17 protein-coding genes and 1 pseudogene are annotated in these 22,591 nt (G+C 35.2%); 3 read left to right on the forward strand and 15 right to left on the reverse strand.

Annotated features, from left to right (window positions below; translation table 11 throughout):
- Window positions 1-366: 366 nt before the first annotated feature.
- The 6 genes from BGP15_RS04710 to BGP15_RS04735 form a co-directional block, all read right to left on the reverse strand.
- Window positions 367-636, reverse strand: coding sequence for a hypothetical protein (locus BGP15_RS04710; protein WP_286768319.1), 270 nt, complete (start codon window positions 634-636; stop codon window positions 367-369).
- Window positions 637-1,469: 833 nt separating this feature from the next.
- Complete coding sequence (locus tag BGP15_RS04715) at window positions 1,470-2,531, reverse strand: restriction endonuclease (protein WP_286768320.1); 1,062 nt, start codon at window positions 2,529-2,531, stop codon at window positions 1,470-1,472.
- A 15-nt stretch (window positions 2,532-2,546) separates the two neighbouring features.
- Window positions 2,547-5,711, reverse strand: a complete 3,165-nt coding sequence (locus tag BGP15_RS04720) for a hypothetical protein (protein ID WP_088160837.1) — start codon at window positions 5,709-5,711, stop codon at window positions 2,547-2,549.
- Entirely contained in the window at window positions 5,701-6,258 is a 558-nt protein-coding gene (locus BGP15_RS04725; protein WP_088160836.1) for an ABC-three component system middle component 1, read from the reverse strand. Before BGP15_RS04725 ends, BGP15_RS04720 begins: the two co-directional genes overlap by 11 nt.
- Window positions 6,236-7,549 carry an ABC-three component system protein gene (locus BGP15_RS04730; protein WP_088160835.1) on the reverse strand — a complete coding sequence of 438 codons (1,314 nt, stop codon included), beginning with the start codon at window positions 7,547-7,549 and terminating at the stop codon, window positions 6,236-6,238. Before BGP15_RS04730 ends, BGP15_RS04725 begins: the two co-directional genes overlap by 23 nt.
- On the reverse strand, window positions 7,542-8,609 hold the full coding sequence (locus BGP15_RS04735; RefSeq protein WP_088160834.1) for a ComEC/Rec2 family competence protein: 1,068 nt from the start codon (window positions 8,607-8,609) through the stop codon (window positions 7,542-7,544). Before BGP15_RS04735 ends, BGP15_RS04730 begins: the two co-directional genes overlap by 8 nt.
- A gap of 565 nt (window positions 8,610-9,174) precedes the next feature.
- Between BGP15_RS04735 and BGP15_RS04740 the strand changes: the two genes are divergently transcribed.
- Window positions 9,175-9,411, forward strand: coding sequence for a hypothetical protein (locus tag BGP15_RS04740; RefSeq protein WP_088160833.1), 237 nt, complete (start codon window positions 9,175-9,177; stop codon window positions 9,409-9,411).
- 8 nt (window positions 9,412-9,419) lie between these two features.
- On the opposite strand, the gene BGP15_RS04745 is transcribed toward BGP15_RS04740, so the two are convergent.
- From BGP15_RS04745 to BGP15_RS04760, 4 genes are all read right to left on the reverse strand, one after another.
- Window positions 9,420-10,100: a GNAT family N-acetyltransferase gene (locus BGP15_RS04745; RefSeq protein ID WP_088160832.1), complete on the reverse strand. Its 681-nt coding sequence runs from the start codon at window positions 10,098-10,100 to the stop codon at window positions 9,420-9,422.
- Between the two features lie 206 nt (window positions 10,101-10,306).
- The gene (locus tag BGP15_RS04750; RefSeq protein WP_198386063.1) at window positions 10,307-11,767 is read right to left on the reverse strand and encodes an SIR2 family protein; all 1,461 of its coding nucleotides are present in this window, start codon (window positions 11,765-11,767) and stop codon (window positions 10,307-10,309) included.
- The gene (locus BGP15_RS04755) at window positions 11,764-12,312 is read right to left on the reverse strand and encodes a toll/interleukin-1 receptor domain-containing protein (protein WP_088160830.1); all 549 of its coding nucleotides are present in this window, start codon (window positions 12,310-12,312) and stop codon (window positions 11,764-11,766) included. The genes BGP15_RS04750 and BGP15_RS04755 overlap by 4 nt, the downstream gene beginning before the upstream one ends.
- A gap of 23 nt (window positions 12,313-12,335) precedes the next feature.
- Window positions 12,336-12,947, reverse strand: a complete 612-nt coding sequence (locus BGP15_RS04760) for a TIR domain-containing protein (RefSeq protein WP_088160829.1) — start codon at window positions 12,945-12,947, stop codon at window positions 12,336-12,338.
- Between the two features lie 758 nt (window positions 12,948-13,705).
- Here BGP15_RS04760 and BGP15_RS04765 point away from each other — a divergent pair.
- Both BGP15_RS04765 and BGP15_RS04770 read left to right on the forward strand, forming a co-directional pair.
- Window positions 13,706-14,413 (forward strand): annotated as a pseudogene (locus tag BGP15_RS04765) (NAD(P)/FAD-dependent oxidoreductase); the annotation flags it as partial.
- Between the two features lie 53 nt (window positions 14,414-14,466).
- On the forward strand, window positions 14,467-15,660 hold the full coding sequence (locus BGP15_RS04770; protein WP_286768322.1) for an IS256 family transposase: 1,194 nt from the start codon (window positions 14,467-14,469) through the stop codon (window positions 15,658-15,660).
- Window positions 15,661-15,937: 277 nt separating this feature from the next.
- Here BGP15_RS04770 and BGP15_RS04775 read toward each other — a convergent pair whose 3' ends face one another.
- The 5 genes from BGP15_RS04775 to BGP15_RS04790 all read right to left on the reverse strand — a co-directional run bounded on the left by BGP15_RS04775 (window position 15,938) and on the right by BGP15_RS04790 (window position 22,489).
- On the reverse strand, window positions 15,938-16,765 hold the full coding sequence (locus tag BGP15_RS04775; RefSeq protein WP_286768323.1) for a phosphatase PAP2 family protein: 828 nt from the start codon (window positions 16,763-16,765) through the stop codon (window positions 15,938-15,940).
- A gap of 741 nt (window positions 16,766-17,506) precedes the next feature.
- A complete protein-coding gene (locus BGP15_RS26915) occupies window positions 17,507-17,830 on the reverse strand; it encodes a DUF6660 family protein (protein WP_353681976.1) in 324 nt (107 codons plus the stop codon).
- Between the two features lie 162 nt (window positions 17,831-17,992).
- Window positions 17,993-18,886 (reverse strand): cation diffusion facilitator family transporter, encoded by an 894-nt coding sequence (locus tag BGP15_RS04780; protein WP_088160826.1) that lies wholly within the window; start codon window positions 18,884-18,886, stop codon window positions 17,993-17,995.
- A gap of 324 nt (window positions 18,887-19,210) precedes the next feature.
- Window positions 19,211-21,370 (reverse strand): glycoside hydrolase family 97 protein, encoded by a 2,160-nt coding sequence (locus BGP15_RS04785; RefSeq protein ID WP_088160825.1) that lies wholly within the window; start codon window positions 21,368-21,370, stop codon window positions 19,211-19,213.
- A 12-nt stretch (window positions 21,371-21,382) separates the two neighbouring features.
- On the reverse strand, window positions 21,383-22,489 hold the full coding sequence (locus BGP15_RS04790; protein WP_286768833.1) for a glycoside hydrolase family 31 protein: 1,107 nt from the start codon (window positions 22,487-22,489) through the stop codon (window positions 21,383-21,385).
- Window positions 22,490-22,591 lie beyond the last annotated feature (102 nt).

A 22,591-nucleotide genomic window follows, 5' to 3' on the forward strand; every position in this document is an offset into this window, starting at 1 on the left:
ACTTATTGAGGAAACGTGTAGTATACGCTCCGTCTTGACCACCAAAAGTGGGGAAGAACCAATATGCTCCGGAATATAAGTTGTTAAACAGAAAGATATTACTTGGAGAGGTAAAAATGCCTCCAAATATCATACTGATTGAACAACAAAGGGGTCATTATCTGACGGAATGCCATGCGATAGCAGCGCTTAAACAAACATGATATCCTAAATTATGTCCGGAATCAGGGGGGCAGCATGCTCCGGTATATGCATTCAAAATGTGCTTTAGCCTTTGGCCCACGTATTTCAGCATATTTTCCAATATTCGGAATTTGGAGAATATCCTTCTGCATCTTGAAATTATATATAATAATTGCAACCTCCTTAAACATTAGCCAAAATACGTTCCAAAGTTGAGTGTCCGTCAAGTCTATCAATAGCGCAATCAGATGTTCCTTTTCCAACGTAAAGGACTTCATGGTTTGAGATTACATCTGGAATTCCCTGCAATAAATGAACAAAATTTGATATTAGGGTTGTTGAAACAAGATTTCCATTTTCATCATAGTTTAAAATAGAGTTATAGGGATAAGCTGAAACTTTTACCCGGCCTCCAAAATCTGCTATTAATCCCGGGGGTTTCAGCACCATCATTTCGAAATTTCAAGTCAAATTTAAATTGATCACCATCTTTCTTAAATGTTTCTGGTACAATCGAGATTATAGGCCTACTGCAAATTAAATAGATCATACAATTCCTCAATCTTTCGGTTATTTCTGTAAAAAATCCATCCAGTTCATTTCTATCAGCAAAGCGATAAAGAAATCTATCATGAGAACGAAATCGAAGTAGAACCGAAGAAAAATATTTAGTAGGTTTCATAGGAGCTAAAATACTCAATCTATATCAGAAATATTAAAACTGTCCAATACTTTGCAATTTCAATCGCATTGTTTCTTAAAAATAATATATAATTTATTTTAGCATTTTTATCCTATGGAAGCACTGATTTTTTTTCTCAAACATTACCGAATAGACGAAGAATAGCTTCATATTAAGGCCTGAGTGTAAATTTGGAAATATTTGATAAAATCAAGATAGCTAATCTTAAGGATTTATTATTTCATTATCATTAAGTTTGGGATAATTGAATGAAGCGTCTAATGAAATTAATTATCTATTTAGTGCCGCCAACCAAAAGCCTATACTAGGCTCAGTCATAAGTTAGGTAATTTGAGCAATGTCTTAGACACCACGTCCGAAACACATACTACTGAAAATAAAACACTTATATTGACATCTAAATTTCGCAAAGGGGGACAAATATACCATTGTCGACTTCCCTTGTAAAGGAGACAGCACCCATCAAAAGAAAGCAATCGTATTAGCACGGCGGAAATCCCAATCACATTTAAGTGAGTATTTCAGATTTCTCCCTGCCAGAGAAGAATATTATTTAACAAGACAAACTTACAGATTATAGATTTTAACTTTCGGGACCAAACACTGTCTGCATTTTACGATCAAAATCCCAACCAATCCCGCCAGTTTTGTAATGGTCTTCCTTGTAGTAAATTTCTTCATAAGGCATTCCGTCCAAACCGTCAAACTGGCAAAAAAGATGCGGACATGAGGTATATTCATCACCGTCCTTAATGAAATTAACGATTCTATGATAAGGAATGCGGCCGATCATTTTTGCAGGTATAACCTTATATTTAGCCTGCTTGAGCCGCGGATCAGAAAAAGTATGTACTGGCTCCCAGTAACCATCATCATCCATGATAACAAACGAACCTATACCTGCATTTAGTAGAAATTCGACACCATTAAAATATATATCATGAAAAAACGTTCGGTAAGATGTATTAAACGTTCCCGATGGACTGGAGACTCCTGTACCGTAAGTAATATCATCCACTGCCCTAATATAAACTTCCTCACAAATAAATTTCGAACTAGGTTTATTTATCAAGGAATTTCCATTAGCTGGGGCTTTAATAAATTTATGATCTATAATCGCTTTCAGCAGCCGTTCCTTCATCTTCAAGCCCCGATTTAGCCGTTGAACATTTTTCTTTATTTCTTTTTCTTTGTCAATACCAAATGCCACTTTAAGTATTTTTGGATACTCATAAAGATAAGTTTCCAAATTTGTAGCGGTCCAAATTTCGGGAATGGCAATTCCCCTAGATTTACAATGTACCTCCAGAATTTCTCGATTTCTTTTCGACACATCGCAAGATACAATTATCAAAAGCTTATCGTGTGATACTCCACTTGCTTCAATAAGATCAACAATTACTTTTAATTCATTTCCAGAAATACTTTTTTGTCTTTTGCATTGGATTATCCAAACATCAGATTTACCAGAAGGTAGCGTAATATTTCCTTTAATATCTATTCCTGAATCATTTCCAGTGCGACCAGTATGTTCCAGTTTTATTCCCTTACATTTAGCATTTACCAACATAAAGCAGATATCCTCAAATCTTAAAGGATCAAGGTCTGAAAAATGTAGCCTATTCGTCGTTTTTGTAGGTTGCATGAACAATATTAATCGTTAATAAGTTGATCGAACAGTTCCGAAGGTCTCTAACTCAATATATTTTGCGTTGAACAGCGACGCCGGTATTTTTCTTCTAAGTAAGTTATGAAAGTTTTCATCATGAGTGGACAGAATAATCTGCTTGTTGAATTTGACAACAATACTTCTGAATAAATCTATTGTTGACAAAATATTAATGCTATCCATTGATTGAATTGGATCGTCAATAAAAATACAATTTACAGGATTTCCATCATTATCCTCAGCATTTAATGCTTTCGCTAAAAAAATACTGAGACTTAGAATATTCATTTGTGCCGTACTGAAGTACAAATTTGGCACCAGCGGGTTATCTCCATTTTCTCCAGTTACAAAAACATTTAACTTAGGCTTGTCATTACTAAAATCACATTTAAATTTGATTTTCTTATATTCAGGGTGTGGATCAACTTTTCGGTAGAGCACATTTATCAGATCCTCATAAAAGAAAGATTCTACCTGTTCATGTATAAATTTGGATATTCGATCTCTTTCTACACATAAATTTTTCCCGATTTTATCCCGTAGTAACTTAATACGTTTTTCTAACCCATCTGCTGTTTTGACAAATTTTTGATGATTTAAATAAGGCATTACGTTTTCCTGAAGCCTTTTCAGAAGCAGTAAATTTTGCGTAGTAACTTTATTCATCTCTATGCGTTTTTTAAGATCTGCCATTTCATCTTTTAGGAGGAATTCTAGGTGTTCTAAAGAGATCGATCTTTCAAATTTTAGCGCAAGAGATTCTGCAGACTGTTCAAATTTGTTGATAACCCTTAACAAATCACTATTTAATCTTTCACGCTTTACGATATCTGCATTTACTTCATCTATTAATATGGAAAGATTCTGGCCATTTGATGTCTCCAAAGATTTCGTGAGATGACTTTTCCTAGAATCTGCCTTTTTCTGATCTTCTTGTATTTTTGCTATAAGTTCATCCAATAATTCTAGCGAAATAGCTTTTCCGGGAAATTGTTTACGAAAAAATAATACAACAGACGAGTATTCTAAATCCTCCCGTAATTGCCTCAATGTCTCTTCTCTTTCGGCAACACTATTTTTAAGATCGTTGATAGATTTCTCTACTATCGCGATTTCTTCCCTAATGTTTTTGGTTGTAGTTTGTAATTCTAATAGCTCAGATGTTAGCAAATCTATCGTGGTCTGTTTATTCGAATTGAAATGGTCTGGTGTCAAACCTTGTAGTTTAGCTGACCATTTGACCAATGCTTCGGTATTATCTTCAATTTTTTTCTGTAAATTTTTGCTTTGATTATCTAGTCCTTCAATAAGTTCGTCTCGCACTTTAATCTCATAATTTGCGTTATTAATCAAACCATCAATACGATCTGCCAAAAGTTTTAGTTCGGAAACTATACGATTGCTAATTTCATCCAAAAGTTCTCCCTTATTCGATCTTTCTTCAATTAAGGCTTGCATCACTTGACTGAGTGCAGTGTTGTTATTAATGGCAAAGGTCAAATCTTCAAATGACTCAAATTCACTATCGCATAGTGGACAGTGATTACTTTTGGCATTATTAACTATTTCTGCTCCTCTTAAAATAAACTGCTGGATATCCTCACTTAACAATTCCTGCTGGGTGATTGCCCGTTGAATTCCATCTATTTCGAACAAAATTTTCTCCCTTCTTTGTATGAGTTTTTCCGCACTGGCGATCTGCTTTGCAAATTCTGTGCGGAGATCTTGTGGAATTAATGAAAATTTATGCTCAATGAAACAACTTTGGGCTCGTTTAAGTTCAGCTAAGCCATTCGACAAAGCACTCTTCTCAGCTTTTCTCCCATTCAGAGCTTTAGTAATTTCCTCCAACTCTTTGTTAAATTGAGACTGCTTTGAAATCAATTCTAATCTTGTATATTCTTCTAATTCAGGATTTACGAATTGTTGACGCATTTCCTCAATTTCTGCAAGTATTATTTTAATTCGTTCATCCCCCCGTTTTATCTGTAGATCTGATATTAATAATTTATTTTGTTCACTTACAAGCTTTTCACCTTCCGCCTTTGATAAAGCCAAAACTTCAGCTTGTTGAAAAATCTGGGTAACGTATTTACCAAAAGCCGATTTGATTTGATTTGCTTCTAATGTCAGCTTCGACAACGATTCAAGATTCCTATTTATCTTGTCCAACTCGCTTCTATCAGTTTTCGTCGCTAACAGTTGCTTCAAAGTATTTTGAAACTCATTTAACTGTTTAATTCCTTCCGCTATTTTTTTAGCAGCATCTATATATTCGGCGATACCAGCTTCTTCTGTTGAACCAATTAACAAACTCTCGATTTTCTTTTCATTTTCAATGACTTTTTCGAGTGAAAAGTTCAGTTTTAACATTCGAGTATCAATTAAATCTGATAATTCTAGAAAGTCTTTATCAGTGAAATCAGTGTCTATTCTTCTAAACCCCAAATTATCCTGATTCAACAAATCTATATGGGAATTGATCTTCTTTAAAATGTCCTTGTCACCTTCAAAATTCAACTTCAATTGACATTTTTGAAGTTCAGTTTTTAAACTGGTGATGTTAACATCGTTAGCTTTGATCAAACCGACAACGTTTTTATAGTACTCATCCAGATTTTTATCCCCGAAATAGGTTATAAATTTCTCATATCGTATATTTGAATCATCCTCTTTAAGAAAAGCATCTATCCATTCCTGGGAAAGTAAAACGTCTTGAAAATATTCTGTACCTTTCTTTGTCTCCGACAGTTTAAACTTGAAATCCGGTTGACCTGATCGAACATCAGGAATAGTATTTACAATGGTTTTATCGGAAACAGTTGTAGAAAGTCTTACGAATCCTTCCAAATCTGGATCGGAAAATTTATTACGAATAATATGCTGCTTTTCTTTAGTTCCGAAATCTGCTTTATAAGTTCTTTCGGCTTTTGCAGCATCAGCATTCTTACCATGCTTCCTGAGAAATCTATTAATGTTATTGGTAAATCCCCATTCTACTGCATCATAGAAAGAGGTCTTACCAAAACCATTTGGTGCATAAATAGAAATAAAGTCGGCTATTTCGCCAGTTTCTTGATCAGAAAAGTCGAAAGTCCCATTTTCAACCTTATCATAAGCCCTAAAAGCCTGTATTTCAACTTTTTTAAACTTCATTATTATACTTCTCTTCTAGTTCAGTTAGTATTTTTTGAATATCAGTTTCGGCATTTTTCTTGGTAGTGGTCAATTTGTGTGTACTGATCAGCTTTGTTAATTGTTCATCTTTTTTAAAAGTTATCGATTTATTTTGAACAGTCGCTGTTATATTCAGATCAGTATTTGTTATATGATGGCTAATTATTTTTTCCACTGCCTCGTCATTTACCTCTTCTTTATAATTCCCTAATACAATTTTCCTGCATGCAAACCTATCATTTTCAATCTTATATTGCAGTTCTTTTTCAACTGATTCACGGCAGACGTAGAAAATATACATATTCCACCGTTCAAATTCGGCAGAAGAGGGCAAGTCAGCCTGAAAATACGCAGCAATGGAGCTGTAAAGATCTTTCCATTGTTCTTTCAGAAGATTTTCCGTTGGAAACAACAGTGTAAATACGTTAATAGTACCCAAAAAGGATACCTGATAAAGGCCGACCTTTACACCTGGGTATATTTTTTCTATGGATTTCACGTTCTCAGTGTCTGAGCAATTCTTCATATTCTGCTTTTAATTTTGCTATTAATTCCTGTTCCGACAAACTATTATAATCACGATAATCTTCTTCCTTTTCAATGATACATTTCTTTTGAAAAGCATATAGATGTATTAATTTATAACTTTTAAAAGGATGTTCGACCCCTTCATCAATAAGCATCTCCACTGCTTGAACATTATTAGCACGAATAATGTCATCTATTGCGTTAGATGGGATGATATATTTATCCGGCTTGGATTTTGTACTAACGATTATGCATCCGTTTTGTGACAAGCCACGAAAATCCGATTGTGTAATTTCTTTAAACTGTGCAGACCAGTCCTTCGTTGTGTTAGAAAAAAGTATCCTAAAGGAATTAAAGTTCTCTTCTAAGGTGCCTTCGGTAATATCGTTATCCTTCACTAAATTTAAGATGATCAGGTACTCGAGCCAAGTTATCCAAAGTTCTTTTGATAACAAATCATTTTTACTTGGCTTATTCCCGATTAGCAATTTTTCATTGAAAAAATTCTTTACGAATAGTGGTGTAAGATTATTGTTGACAATTTTGTCTGTGATATTCCTCAAAAAATCCCTGGTGTAGGCGACGTTTCCTGGTACTAGGCAATTTTCAATCTTCATCACCTGATTTTTTAATAACGAGAAGGAGGTAAGATAATAAGGCAGCAGCTCTATTAGATCATCATTAACAGCGACTATCTCGTCAAAGAAAGCCATCGGCATAAAATCGATTCTTCCCAAGGTTTCCTGCCCATCTGGAACAGACATTTTTTTTTGTATTCCAGCAAGATAATAGTGTCCATTATCTATATTTATTATGCCACCACCAGACTGCCCAACGATTTCTTTATGCGTGGCCACACGTTCTAACTCACCTTCAATGTAGTTTAAGGGCTTCTTTATCTTAAGAGTAAGATTATTGTCACGATAAGAGAAATCCTCTCTACTTCTTGAATTAGGGTGACCTGCCAAAACAAAGGTTCCCAATGCAGCAAAAGGCTTATCCAATCGCAACAATTCAGTAATACTATCATCAACCTTCTGAATTTTTATGATGGCTGCGTCAATATTCTTAAAATCGTTATGATAGTATGGTTCCCCTATCATCTCGAGTTCTTCGTTCACCAAATCACCTTCTTCATTAACAGTTTGCCTAACTATCGATAAGGGTAGTGGAGAATCTTTAATAACGTGCCTGGCGGTTAATACATAAGAATATTGATCAGACATTGGTTGAAATAAACAACCACTACCAGATCCCACCTTGACAGTAAAAATGGGTAACTTATTCATGTATTATAAATTCGTGATCAATAGGCAATATTTCAAGGTTTGGAAATGATACGTAATCTGCTTTAGAAAATATCTCTTCAGCTAAGTGGTCATAATTAAAGTAGAGACTCAGAGTTTTTTTCTCATTAAGCAATCTTGCAAGACATTGTTTATGGGGAAGGGCGCTTCCCGAACCATCACTACTAATCACATAAACAGGTGACTCAATAAGACGTAAAAGTTCCACATTAGTATTAAACTTACTACCATGATGAGCCATTTTCACAAACTCACATTCCAATTTATTTTTTTCCGTAAAGCCAAAATAATTTAGGCCGGCAATGATCTTCTCAGGATGAGCATCTGCGAGAAATAACATATTTTTACCCTTAAAAGTTAATACAAAAGCAATTGAACTGCCATTATGAGGCGATCTATCCTTGACGAAAAGATCATTTTCAATGTGAGAGAGTAAGCTTTGTTTGTAGTCTGTTGGTCTTGAAGTCACACTTTCAGGCATTTTTTTTTCCCATTTAGTTAGCAAAGCTTCAAGTCCGCTCTCATCAGGCGATAATATTTTTAATTCAACCCCATAAAACTTAATCACTTGTTCAGCCTTAATAATCTTCCTAGTCCAAACTCCGGCATCACCGATTGTTTTTTCAAAAGTTACACCTTCGACAATCCCTGTATCAGTCACGTAAGAGGGCGTTAAAATGATATGATTTTCTAATATATCCGGCTTTCTAAAATATTCAAAAATCAACTGCCCTGAATTAAATAATACAGTTCCTATAAGATCAGTCGCTTGGGGATCATTTTCGAACCAAGTAGTAAGACCCTCAATGTGATCATTATCAACATGGGTTAAAATTAGCAAATCTATTCTTTGGTCTTTATCTCTTATCAGCTCAACAGTATCACCAAAAGCTCCCATTATAATCTTACCTTTCTTATCCTTTTCGCAGTAAGTTTCCGCAGTTCCCCCGTCTATTATAATGTTTCTAATCTGGTCGTTTTCATCGGAAAAGGAAATCCAAATACAGTCGCCATTGACGGCTGGTAAAAATTTAGTTTGCATTAATAAAGTTTATGTTTACTAAGATAACAATGATTTTTTTAATAAGTGTAAACGTGCGCTGTACAATATTCTTGTGGTCAACATGCCCTATTTAACACATCAAGTTTCTATTTGTGTCTCCCTAAGTTCATTTCTTAAATGTGCTATTTTCGATTTACCCTCAATCAAGATTATTTCTCAAACCACGGAAAACTATTCACCTGTTTTACAACACGTTGATAAAGCCACCTTACATCGAATTAGTACCCAATTCTCTAGAGGCGAACTAGGATCACTATTATACACGGCAGACAAAACATCTAGCTTGACTGAATGATGATTTTATCCAAGTAACATCATGATGCACAAAATTGCAAAGAGCTGAACTAAATTTGTAATATACAAAAATAATTATCTAATTGATTTAATAAAACAACATTTCATTTTTCGGTCAAAAAGAATAAATGATGATTCAGAATAGTATTCTAAAGCAGCAGAAATTTGAAAATACATTTTTCAATCTTTAAACTTACTAATCTTAGATATAAATTCTATTGACATATAAATTTTCAAAAACCAAAAATTTATGAGTAGTGATAGAGATTACTTTAAAATATCTTACAACGAGTATATAGCATTGATTAATACAGATTACGAAAAAGATTCAAGCTTTGACCTCTGTTCCATTTCAATCGTTGAAGTGATCAAAACTTTTCACCATAATCGATCGGACTTAAATCACTACCGTATAAGCATCTATCATAGATCAAACTCTTTTTCGCCTCGTTTTGAGCAAAATTTGAAGAATTTTTTGGAAGCATAGAGCTAATTTTATTTCAATAAGTTTATTCCCTTAAAATCCCAATATTCATCCTGAAGGATATCTCTTTTACTTTTAATTTCTTCGACTAACTGGAGTACCTCTTCTGTAAAAACAGATTCGCCAAGATTCATTTCCACCTCTGTTTGAATCTTCCAGAGAGAATACGAAATCGTTTCAAGCTGATTTTTAAAAAACTCAATCCGCTCTTGACTAAGGTCATTATTTTCTCCCTCAATCCACTCCTCCAAAGAATATTTTTCCAAATCAAGAACATAGCTTTTTCCGGATTCAAATTGAAAGCCTAAATTTTGAGCAACTTTTAAAGACGCCTCGTAATTTAAATCGATCAATTGTGAACTATCGATGCTTATCGATTGTTTCTCTCTAGTCTGAGACAGGTATGGCAATATGATTTCCCTCATTGACTTTGTCAAAAGGCCTCTCTTTCTAAAATTAGGTGAGATGTACCAATGGAGATCATAAATCATATCATAAACTATCCCAACGTATAAACCGTCATCATTTTTGATAAAAAAACAAGGAAGTGGATCGAACTGAACTCCATTTTTGGTTTTTTCTAACCACACTTTTGCAATGTCAACATTCTTCTTCAATTCTCTTCTATGAATAGATGCTGATTCCCCTGTATTTGCATCATCCAGAATTTCTTGTAAATTTTCCTCTGTCATTGAGCACTATTTATAGGTTTAGTAGATACTTCAAAACTTTTAAATCGATCGAGACATCAAAGAATTTTTTCTTTTCGATCATTATCAAGTAGGCAATCATAACCTACAATTATAAATTTTAATATACCCTCGTTACCTAATATCAGTTCATTCTGTTTAATACTTGAGACCACAGCACCTCATTGTATACAAAACTCAAACGCCTTCTAAACCTTCTGTAATATATCTATTGTTTCGATAATTTTATCCGTTAAAGAATTTATAGAAAGATTTTCTTCTCCCAAATCCCTAATCTTAGAATATAATTCATTGTTGTCAGGATAGTAAGATGGAAGATCATTAACGACTGTCTCCCATAATTCCTTAGCTACTGACCCCGTGACACCAACAGGGATTGGAATGATATTGTTTTTTAAACAAATATCGAACTCTTCCAGCATTCCATCAGCTTTAACGATATCATTTCCTTCCTTTTTGTTTCCAAAAATAAAAATAGCGATTCCAGCCATTGAAATCATTTCATTTCGATTAATGGTACGCATTTCTTCTAAACTTAAACTTCCAGTTTGAACTTGAGGAAAAGGTCTCAAAATTAATAGATCATCCAAACTTCTAAAATTTGAATTTAACTTATAATCCAACGCACCATTAATTACAATACTCCCAATACCAATACCAAAACCTGATACTATTTTATATTTTTTGCTCGCTAATTTATAGCTCAAAGAGTGCACAAAATTTTTAGCATTTTCCTCACTAAACGGTGTATAATCATCTGAAGCTCCGGAAATGAAAATATTCTTTCTTTTAATCCTTTTTTCTATCTCAGAAAGAATGTCAGTTATTTCTGAATATGATTTAACAAGAATTGCCTTAATTCCATAACGTCGCAGGTCTTCAATTTTTAATTCTTGTCTGATATGGGCATACATGTAATCTTGATGATTTTCCTCTGGCTTTTTTCCCCCATCCTTGAAGTCATCCTCATTGACCTCTTTGAAAAAACAAAAATGGGTTGGTGTATTATCTCGTAATAATATCCTTATTCTACTTAATATATATTCAAGATTGGGATCATCAAAACTAAAACCAATAAAAAGGAAAGTTTTAGAAAGCAAATCGCCCCTTAATGCAGTAGAAAATAGCTCCTTCTTATCGTTATATGTTTCATAATCGTCTTTTGTCAAAACCGCTTCATCCGGAGAGTCTTTATCGCCATGCATCTTATATAAAATTGCATCTTTCTTCTTTATGTTGCTACCAAAATCTACATTGCGTATTTTTCTTTCAACAGTCTTCCCATAAGATTCTAAAGTTTTTTCTATTAATTGGTCATAATTAGTTGTCCAGAAAGTATCAATGTCTAAGCGAGAGAGAATAAAATGATTTTCACTGCCCTTACTAAGTGAGGTAAATTCATTCTTAATTTTTTCATTTATCTTACCTCTATTGAATTTATTTGTATGATATTGTGCAATTGAAATAAGATCATGCTCTTTTTTTATATCCAGTTTCAACTCTTCTGCAAGATCTTTCAATAATCCTTTCCAATCAACAAAACCAAGAGCAGCAGAAAGCCCGGCTCCAGCAAAAATGGCAGCATCTCCGTTGTTAATTTCTGTTATATATTGATTTATAAATAGTTTTTGCTCTGCTGTAAATTTCATTTTTGTAGCCATTTTTGTAATGGTATCCTTGATCCTTTATGCTCAACGTAATAAGTTCCAGGCACGAATGTATATTCAGAAGTTATGATAGGATAAATTTTTAAGTATTCAGATCCACTGAAAATATTATCTTCCTTTTCTGTAATAGGCATAATGGCTATATTTTCACCATATTTAAATGCATCTCCGTATCCCAGTTCCCAATTGCACCATCTCGAGCGTATAGCTTGTTCAGTTGCTAACAATATAAATTTTTCATTTTCTCTGATCTTTTCCTTAATTCTTGTAGCCGTATATTCATTCGTATTGGCAGGTATGCCCGAATCAAGCCAATCGACATATACGTCCACGCCTAGTTTATTAAGAAGTACAATAGCTTGCTGAATAATGTCCTTTTCATCATGCTTATGTGAAAGGAATACTGACGTCTCGTAAGAAAACTTTTTCCGTTCCCTTTTTTTCTCAGCTTGATTTTTTAGTTGAACAGATTCATTTAAGCTGCTAGCAACACTTGATAAAAGTTTTTTAGATAGTAAATTTTTCACGTGAATAGTTTAATAAATGCCCCTTAACTTATTTTACATAATTTGTAGTCCCATAAATTTTTACTCTTCATATATGCATTTTCAATATATTTTGCTGGATCCGTTAGAAAATCATCTTCTTCGATAATAGAAAAGTATGAGCCAGTCAATTGATCGAATGTTTTACAAGTTTTACAAGTGTACCTATCATTAGTTATTAAATTAAGACGATTATTTTTAATTATGTCAAATAGATAATTAGTATCCAAATATCTTGAAATACAACCATCTTGATTTTTCCTCCTTGAAACAATCCAATCATAATTACCATTTACTTTCATAATGACACCTAATATTCCATTTGTTTTTGACGCTCTCCCATCCCGGCTAATCTCTTTTAAAGAATATTCAATTTCCCACTCTATCCAATCGCTTTTTATCATATTAGGGGATATTATAACTATGGTCACCGATGTTCCATAAATCATATCTTTTAGATTGTTTTTTATGTTTTCCACCGAAGTAGTAACCAAATTAGGAGAGTCTGCAGTTTCCCCTCTATAATATTCAGCGTCCTTCCCTAACTTATCAATAATTTTATCCCGTAATCCCCTAGCCTCGCTATATTTGTAGGAAATAAAAGTCTCTCTTGCCATTTTCTAATAAAAAATATTAAAACCTATAGAATTAAGCATAGTTTAGCAACACACTTTCATACGAAAACCGCAACTCTATTACCTTAAACGAATATAATTAATAAAAATATCCCCGGTTACTAAAATAATCGCTGGAATTGAAATTCAAACAAGTTTTATGGCTACTACTATACTTTCACTAAGATAAGAAAAATTTTAACACATTTAAATAGTCAAATACACCAAAATTTTACACTAAATGTGTGTATACGTTGAATAAAATTCATATATAAGCCTGGCAATAAAATCAATATCCTCTTCCAATGTTTCAGAAAATCTCTCTAATGTTTTGGAAGGCATTCTTAATCTCTTTGTTTTACATTCGATGAATATTTTCTCGTTATCTGACAAGACAATCCAATCAGAGGTCTTGAGTGAATTCCGTTTGTATTCAAATACGATCTCTTCAGAAATAGTATATTCTTTCCCTTGACTATTTTTATTGAGAATTACGCCAACATATCTTTCAAAAGACTTACCAAAAGGATTAGCCAAATTGCATTCAGATTCTTAAATCTTAGTAATATAATAAACCTCTGAAAGTAGTTCCAAAAATTGTGATTAGAAAAGCACAAAGAATAGAAAATCAATTTTAAAAAAAAATAGATTTGATAATCGACTATTTCGACGAATTATTCGGAAGTTTTATTTCACATAGATTCTTATTTTTTTTGCTCTAATTTTGATTTCAACACATATGATAATAGATTAACATTACAATGAAAACAATCGAAAACGAGTTCGTAAAATGCGTAATTATTGGCTCTGGTCCAGCAGAATATAAAGCAGCAATTTATGCCGCTCGCGCAGATCTTTCTCCTGTTATGTTTACTGGGATGACTCCGGGAGGACATCTGACTCAAACTACTGAAGTTGATAATTTCCCTGGATATCCTCAAGGAGTAACTGGACCAATTCTGATGGAAGATCTCAGAATGCAAGCAGAAAGGTTTGGCACAGATATACGATTTGGATATGTAACTAAAGTTGACTTTTCAAAAACAGACGGCAATCATATATTGGAAATCGACGGATAAAAGAAAATTATTGCACAAACAGTAATAATTGCAACAAACGCAACAGCTAAATGGTTAGGTTTAGAATCGGAAGAAAAATATAATGGATTCGGTGTATCTGCCTGCGCTATATGTGACGGTTTCTTTTTCAAAGGACAAGATGTTGCAATAGTCGGGGCTGGAGATACTGCCGCGGAAGAAGCTACTTATTTTTCAAAGATTTATAATAAAGTTCACATGTTGGTTAGAAAAGATGAATTTAAAGCATAAAAAGCAATGTTCGCTAGAGTGATGGCCACATCAAATATTGAAGTACATTTGAATACGGAAGTTCAAGAAATACTTGGCGATGGAAGAGCAGTCAATGCTGTACTTGTTAAGAATAATATTAGCCACGAAAAAGAGACTGTAAAATAGACTGTGTCAAGGATAATAAATAGAAGTATTATTTTTGACATAGTATTATGAATATTAAAGAAAGCGATTTTGATTTTGAGTCCATGAAGGATAAAGCCCTGAAACAGTTAGGGAGCGGAGAATCACTTTATGGCAATAACGGAGCTTTTGCTCCATTAATGAAAAAGTTTTTAGAAGCAGCGTTAGAAGCAGAGATGGAGAGCCACATGGACGCGGCTCAGCGCTCCAGTGGTAATCGGCGTAATGGCAAGTCCATTAAGCAGATCCGAACTTCGGAGGGTACGATCGATATTGAAACACCCCGTGACCGTCAATCCAACTTCGAGCCCCAGCTCGTTAAGAAACGTGAGACTATCTTAGCTGAGAGCCTTGAGAAGAAGATTTTGGGTATGTATGGGCTCGGTATGAGTTTGCGTGATATTTCGAATCACATCAAGGAAATGTACGATACGGACATCAGCCACAGTACGCTTTCTTCCATTACCGATAAGATCATTCCTGAGGTCAAGGAATGGCAATCAAGAAGCCTGGATTCTCTTTATACGATCGTGTGGATGGATGCCATGCATTACAAGGTTAAAGAAGACCATCGTTTTGTTTCTCGAGCAGTATACAATATCCTTGGCGTTGATCGAAAAGGGCACAAGCATTTACTGGGGATGTATGTTTCGGAAAATGAGGGTGCTAACTTTTGGCTGAGCGTACTGACCGATTTACAGAACCGGGGTGTGGAGGATATCTTAATCGCCTGTATCGATAATCTAAAAGGCTTTTCTGAAGCGATACAGAGTGTTTTTCCCGACACTGAAGTACAGACCTGTGTCGTGCACCAGATCCGTAATAGCTTAAAGTATGTGACCAGTAAGGACCAAAAGGAATTTATGAACGACCTAAAACCAGTTTACCGAGCCGATACATTGGATCTTGCCGGACTGCGGATGGATGAACTTCAGGATAAATGGGGTGAAAAGTATCCGGTGGTCATCGACTCGTGGCGGCGTAACTGGGATCGTCTGACCATCTATTTCCGATACGATAAATCCATCCGAAAATTGATCTACACCACCAATACGATCGAAGGATTCCATCGCCAGGTCCGTAAGGTCACTAAAACCAAAGGTGCGTTCACTTCAGACTTGGCGTTATTGAAATTGGTTTATTTAGCACATAAAAACATTAAGAAAAAATGGACGATGCCACTGGCCAATTGGGGAACTACGGCACAGAAATTAGCAATTTGATTTTCGGGAAGAATGGTGTTAGATTTGCAATAAGCAAAGTGGCTGAATTACCTTCTCGCGAGGAGGTAATTCAGCCAATGACACAGTTTATTTTACACTCCCACGAAATATACTATTCCCATATCTGGAATCTTTATTGCTATTGGTGTAAACCTTTCTTTCTCTTGACATAACTCTGTTAAGTTGTTAAATTCTCTTACCTTAATGTTCACTCCAGTCTAACAATTTTACTTCCTCAGAAATATACCATCTGTTAATTCCACAATTTTTAAAAATGTCACCTTTTAATATATCTCATCAAAAGAATAAATGACGAAACAAACAAACTTAAACAAGAAAAATAAAAGATAAATAAATTACTATTTACAATTTTAAAAATCCCAAATACAATAGATCCAAAAAATAGAGCAATAAATAATGGATAGTTTTCTCCTTTACCAATCCAATTCCACATTCCATATCTTTTAATAAATAAAATCCCTAGTATTCCAGAAATATAGCCTATAATACTTCCGAATAAAACATCTAATAAGAAATGAGCTCCTACCGCGACTCGCGTTAGACATAATATAATTCCTAAACAAACAATAAATGACGTCCAAAGAAGCTTAAAATACTTATCTGCAGGCATTAAAACTAAAAGAACAACAGTCAGGACAGTAAAAATTGTAATCGAATGCCCAGAAGGAAGACTATTGCTTCCATAATATGCTTTACCTATAATCACAAAACTATTTTCATGAAACGCTGATGCTGGTCTTGGAACTTTAAATAACCATTTCAAAGGGGAGCATATTAAACCAGAAATAATACTAGCTGATATAAGTGCTTCCCATAATTTAGGTATATAAACTAATAAAGGTGTGAGTAAGGAGAGAAAAATAAAAGCATCTCCTAGTTGTGTCAGATTGTATTGAATTAGTGGAAATTTTGCTAATTCAAAATTTAGGTAAAAAAAAGCTTCCTTCTGAATTTCTATATACGAATTAATAGAAAAAGCATCATTTAAATAAATATAAATGGTTATTATTAACAGTAGAATAAGTGGCAAATAAAGATAAGTGAGTTTTACTCTATTTACATTTAAAACGGTTTTTTCTTTCATTGTTTGATTAATCTTAAAATATTAGGCTTAAAAATTTTAAATACTTATTCTTATCCAAATACACCAGTAATCTTGTCTAAGAATAACTTTACACTGCGTTTATGAAAATTTTAATGTCTTATCCCTCTATAGTGTAAATAGGTATGTTTTATTTGAACAATAAAAGCTATAATCAATGCTATTAGAATTACAATTATAAAAAACACCATGAGTGGAGATCTTTTTCTTCTCTTATAGTGATTAGGAACACTTTTTACAACATTTCTTTTCCTTTTTTTAGTAGGAGATTGTCTTCGATAATACTTCTGCTTTTTTTTCATTCCAATTTTCAGATGTTAAAGCATTCTGTTATTTAATAATAATAAATCGATGATTTCGTGTAGAAGACATTGCTAAGGATATTCGTTATCAGACGACCGCCAATTACTATATTACTTTCAGGAAAATAGCATGCTTCAGAAAATAAATAGCAGGATGCCAAAACCAGTAATGACCTTGTTCTTAATATTGAATTTTATGATTATGCCAAACACAATGTATATCGCTAGTTAACATTTAAAAATCAAGCTTGCCCATATCTCGTGAACAAAAAAGGTAAGGAATAAAAGAAAGTAGTATAAGGTAGGAAGAATCAAATATTGCTTGATGACATTGATTAATCTTTTGGCATCACGCAGTAAGAAATCAAAAGTAATATATAAATATACATTATACCCTAACTCACTTAAATTTCAAATGAATTTAGGAGAAAAATTTTGGCGGCTGCCAGATAGTACCTGAATACTGGGAGAAAAAGCTACAATCCCACATTCTCATTTTTTTCTTTAAGAATAACTGTATTGGAACGTGCAATTCAGGAACATTAAAACTGAAGGAAACAACTGAGATACTACAGCATGTGCACTGGCAAAAGGGTGTACAATAATCGTCCTTGTCCTTGTCATGTCTATGGCTAGTTTCATTCGCGTATTTGGAAAGAGCTTCACAACTATTATTAATATCCCCACAAGGCACTGTAAAGAGTGCTAAGATATAAAATAACAATATAGCTGCTTTCCATCTCATATTTAAAACAAAAGTAATAAAAAAACTCCTTTCTTATTAATTTTGAATAAAATTATACTTACTATGCTTAAGTATTAGCAACACTATTTTTTATTGAGACCTTATATAATCTCTTATTTCATTTTTGTTTGCAAAGCCTTATAAAAATAGCTTTTTAATAAATTAGTCATGTACGTTAATGTCTTGCTGCCTCTTTGATTCAATTTGAAAAGTTGTATGCGACAGTTTAAAATCCTTTGTAGCCCTATCATTTAAAGCAGCAAGGATAATATCTGTATCCATTTTACTGTGCACCAAAACATGAGAACTCATAGCGTTGACGCCTGATGTGAGAGACCAGACATGGAGATCATGTATTTCTATTACGCCATCCACTTGTTCAAGTGTATTTCTCAGTTTTTCTATATCGACATCCTTTGGGGTGCTCTCCAACAAGACATTTATAGCTTCTTTCAAAAGTTTCCAAGTCCTAGGGAAAATAAGTAAGCCAATAGCAGCGGAAATGAGAGGATCGGCATAATACCAATCTGTAATCAGCATGATAATACCCGCAATCATCACCCCTATTGATGTTAACCCGTCAGATAAAACCTCAAAATAAGCACCTTTCATATTCAAACTTTCAGATGAATCTTTTCGTATGATTATGATTCCTATTATATTTACTATAAGGCCAATTCCCGCGACTAACATCATGCTGCCACTCTGTACCTTGGGAGGATCCATAAATCGCTGCCAAGATTCGAAAAGAACATAAATTGAGATAGCAAGCAGTACGACAGCATTTATAACTGCAGCCAATATCTCTGTTCTAAAATATCCAAAAGTCTTTTTAGAATTGGCTTTTCTTTCGCCAATCTTAATAGCAATAAATGACAAAAAAAGTCCAGCTACATCCGTAAACATGTGTGCTGCATCTGCCAACAAGGCTAGACTTTTTGTCAATATACCTCCTACGACCTCTGCAATTAAATAGGTTCCACTTAATCCTAAAACGATTAGTAGATTCCTTTTATGCCTACTGGATGCAGAAGGCTCTTTATAAGTTTGCTCCATAAAATATTTACCAATAATAAAATAGTACAATTTAACTGACAAGCAACGGCATTAAGAACACTTTGGAAATTAATTGATACAGAACTTAATATTCAACTGCTAATTACCACTAACAAATTCTTTCTATTTATATGTACATAAGTGACAATTGTTAAAATCAAATAATTCAAATTTCAGTATTTTTTATAAAAATGTGCTACAAATAATTTTAGCGATAGTATGTTCCTTAAATATAACTAATATCTTTTTCGTGGTCAATTTTTATACAAATTTTAAAATATAGACAAACGAGTCAAGATAATATGCTATATGAATGAAAATTAATTATAGTTCCACGATCCGAATAGCAAAGCCACCGCCAGGTGCAGACCTTTGTTTTAATTTACTTTTATTATTTATTTTAAGCTTTTTTATCACATAAGCCTGGGGATTGGTTTTGTAATGAGCATCTGGAGCATCAGCGTAGATCGTAGCTTCATATTTTTTGCCCGTTGTTAAAAAACCAAAATCCAAGATAGATTCATGTCCTTTCTCCCCGCTGACATTCCCGACAAACCATTCATTTTTACCTTTTGATTTACGGGCTATCGTTAGGTATTCTCCCGGTTCTGCTTCGAGATATAGGCTACTGTCCCAATCGACGGCAACATCTTTGATAAACTGAAAAGCATCGATAAAACGCTCATAATTCTCAGGGAGGTCGGCTGCCATCTGCAATGGACTGTACATGGTCACATACAATGCCAGCTGGTTGGCTAAAGTAGAATTGACATGGGATGTATTCTTAGGATTGATCTTTTGGATGTCCATCTCAAAGATGCCCGGTGTATAGTCCATCGGTCCACCGATAAGCCGCGTAAAAGGTAAAATGGTAACATGGTTTGCATGGTTACCCCCGAATGCCTGATACTCTGTGCCACGTGCAGACTCATTACCGATCAGATTGGGCCAGGTACGTGATAAACCTGTCGGACGTACGGCTTCATGCGCATTGACCATGATCTTATATTTAGCAGCTTTCTCCAAGGCATATTGATAATGGTTATTGATCCACTGACTATAGTGATATTCGCCTCGGGGAATAATATTGCCTACATAGCCACTTTTGACAGCCTCATAACCATTGTCTTTCATAAATCTATAAGCGCTATCCAAATAACGCTCATAATTGCGGACTGCTCCCGAGGTCTCGTGATGCATAATCATCTTAACGCCCTTTTGCTTGGCATAATCCCGGATGCCTGCCAGATCAAAATCGGGATAGGGCGTAACAAAATCAAACACATGATCTTTGGCATTGCCAAACCAATCTTCCCAGCCAATATTCCAGCCCTCGACTAATACGCCATCAAACCCGTGTTTTGCTGCGAAATCAATGTAACGTTTTACATTCGCCGTCTTAGCACCATGTTTGCCATGAGGCTTCACTTTGCTATAGTCCGTTTCACCTAGATGTACACTAGGAAGATCATAGGTATAGGACCACTCGCTCTTTCCGGTAATCATCTCCCACCATACACCTACATATTTAGTAGGCTTTATCCACGAAGGATCTTTAATTTTAGTGGGCTCATTGAGGTTGAGCGTCATCCGGGAAGCCAAAATATCTCTGGCATCATCACTCACCATAATTGTGCGCCAGGGGCTCCGAGCAGGCGTCTGCAAATTGCCCTTGGTCCCATTGGCATCGGGTGTCAGCCAAGATTGAAACACAAAATTTTTGTCATCCAGATTAAGATGCATACAGGCATAATTAATTAAAGCCGCTTCGTGGATATTGATATATAGCCCGTCGTCACTTTTCATCATCAAAGCCGTCTGTACACCTGTAGGCGAAAATGGGGTCTGCGAGGCATTGGGCGTAATCGCTTTGGCCATCAATCCTCTGATCTCAGACAGACGAGACTTGGTGTAATCATACTCCTGGGTATCGTAATCTCCTGGAATCCAAAAAGCTGTATGATCGCCATTCATTGCAAATTGCGTTTTTTCCTCTTTTACAACGAGATAAGTCATCTCCTTTTGCTCGGGAAATTCGTAGCGAAATCCCAAACCTTGGTCAAATAATCTGAAACGGACCACAAGTTTTCTTTTGGACGTTTTCTGTTGCAAGCTAATGGTTAGTTCGTTGTAATGGTTTCGAATCTCACTTTCTTCGCCCCAAACAGGATTCCAGCGCTCATCAACATGTTTGCTTTCTTGTGCCGTCTGTTCAAACTCGTCATACAGTGAACTGGACAACGGTTCTCCATTGCCTTCTCCTGCCCCTGAAAATTCAACTTTCTTGGTATTGCCGGTCAATTCCAATCCTAACTTACTGGGTTTGATTACAGCTTTGCCTTTATAACTCAAGGTATACGTCGGTGCACCTGATGCATCCAGTGAAAACTGAAGTTTCAATTTTCCCGAAGGCGAAAGCAGCTCTTGGGCTTGCAGTCCCAAAGTGATTAAAAATAAACTCATCAAGAGCGTCGTTTTCTTCATTTTTTATGATAATTAGTGGATTTTTATATTTTTCGCATTTCGATTATCCGTCAACTTAACGATACAGCTCCCCTGTTGGGCATCCCATGTCCAACTGGACTCATTTTTCTTTATCGTTGACGTTTGATTATTGTCCGCCACAGCATAGGGTATGGTCTTACCATCAATGGTGACGACATTGGGCTTGCTTTCAAGATGATAGCTTAAGTAGAGCTGTCTTCCTTTGGCAGGTATGTAGCCTTTATCCTGGGGCTGAATCGCTGTTTCAAAATCTCTTTCTGCCAGGGTTGTGCAGGTAAAGCGTGTCGTAGCACCAATACCTTTGAGATAATCCTGTGTCTCACCATCGTCTTCATAAAGTTCAAATGTAGCGGACTCTCCTTCATAATTGGGGAAGATATGGATATAAAGCGGATGTATTGGATCCTGACCGATATATTGCATGATCGGCATCATGGGTACGATAGCACCTTTTTTGACAAACATCGGAATTCGATTCAGAGGTGCTCGGTAGGCAATCTGCTGCCCACCCAGATATACCGTCTTTTTGTCGTTAAAATCAATCCATTCGCCATCGGGCAGATAGAGTTTTTTGATCCGTTCGCCTTTTTTCAGTACAGGGGCCACGAGGATTTCCTGTCCAAACATAAACTGATCATTGATCCCGATAACTTGGTCGTCTTGTGGAAATTCCATAAACAAGCCCCTTAATATAGGTAGACCTGTCTGATGCGCTTTGTACGCATGGGAATAGAGATATGGAAACAGTTGATATTTGAGTTCAATGGCTGTCTTGGCATTTTTTTCGGCGACCTCACCAAATAACCAGGGTTCGACCGCATTGTTGCCTTCGTGATGGGCACGGCTCAATGGATTAAAAATACCAAATTGCATCCAACGTGTATACAGCTCCGCCATAGCAGGGTAGTCTGTAATGTCTCCACAGTAACCTGAAATATCTGTCGTCCAGAATGGAATACCGCCAAGCCCCGCCGATAATCCGACCGCAACCTGATTGGCCAATTGACTCCAGCCTTCAGTCACTTCGGTTCCACTGCCACTATCGCCAGACCAACCAAAGGTATAGCGCTGAAGTCCAGCATATGCTGCGCGTGTCATCTGAAAGATCTGTCACTTCGCATTAGAATGCCTCCACTAGTTCGCATCAGAATGCCCCCACTAATTTCACAAAAAAAACCATTATTCTATTCATTATTATTT

The sequence above is a fragment of the Sphingobacterium sp. 40-24 genome (assembly GCF_001899705.1).
Lineage (GTDB): Bacteria > Bacteroidota > Bacteroidia > Sphingobacteriales > Sphingobacteriaceae > Sphingobacterium > Sphingobacterium multivorum.

Bases quoted from the DNA above. Each gene is read 5' to 3' on its own strand.
- BGP15_RS04770 (WP_286768322.1), top strand. From the start codon at position 14,467: ATGAATATTAAAGAAAGCGATTTTGATTTTGAGTCCATGAAGGATAAA.
- BGP15_RS04725 (WP_088160836.1), bottom strand. From the start codon at position 6,258: ATGAAGAATTGCTCAGACACTGAGAACGTGAAATCCATAGAAAAAATA.
- BGP15_RS04775 (WP_286768323.1), bottom strand. From the start codon at position 16,765: ATGAAAGAAAAAACCGTTTTAAATGTAAATAGAGTAAAACTCACTTAT.
- BGP15_RS04715 (WP_286768320.1), bottom strand. From the start codon at position 2,531: ATGCAACCTACAAAAACGACGAATAGGCTACATTTTTCAGACCTTGAT.
- BGP15_RS04710 (WP_286768319.1), bottom strand. From the start codon at position 636: ATGATGGTGCTGAAACCCCCGGGATTAATAGCAGATTTTGGAGGCCGG.
- BGP15_RS04745 (WP_088160832.1), bottom strand. From the start codon at position 10,100: ATGACAGAGGAAAATTTACAAGAAATTCTGGATGATGCAAATACAGGG.
- BGP15_RS04750 (WP_198386063.1), bottom strand. From the start codon at position 11,767: ATGAAATTTACAGCAGAGCAAAAACTATTTATAAATCAATATATAACA.
- BGP15_RS26915 (WP_353681976.1), bottom strand. From the start codon at position 17,830: ATGAGATGGAAAGCAGCTATATTGTTATTTTATATCTTAGCACTCTTT.
- BGP15_RS04780 (WP_088160826.1), bottom strand. From the start codon at position 18,886: ATGGAGCAAACTTATAAAGAGCCTTCTGCATCCAGTAGGCATAAAAGG.
- BGP15_RS04760 (WP_088160829.1), bottom strand. From the start codon at position 12,947: ATGGCAAGAGAGACTTTTATTTCCTACAAATATAGCGAGGCTAGGGGA.
- BGP15_RS04720 (WP_088160837.1), bottom strand. From the start codon at position 5,711: ATGAAGTTTAAAAAAGTTGAAATACAGGCTTTTAGGGCTTATGATAAG.
- BGP15_RS04735 (WP_088160834.1), bottom strand. From the start codon at position 8,609: ATGCAAACTAAATTTTTACCAGCCGTCAATGGCGACTGTATTTGGATT.
- BGP15_RS04790 (WP_286768833.1), bottom strand. From the start codon at position 22,489: ATGACACGCGCAGCATATGCTGGACTTCAGCGCTATACCTTTGGTTGG.
- BGP15_RS04785 (WP_088160825.1), bottom strand. From the start codon at position 21,370: ATGAAGAAAACGACGCTCTTGATGAGTTTATTTTTAATCACTTTGGGA.
- BGP15_RS04730 (WP_088160835.1), bottom strand. From the start codon at position 7,549: ATGAATAAGTTACCCATTTTTACTGTCAAGGTGGGATCTGGTAGTGGT.
- BGP15_RS04740 (WP_088160833.1), top strand. From the start codon at position 9,175: ATGAGTAGTGATAGAGATTACTTTAAAATATCTTACAACGAGTATATA.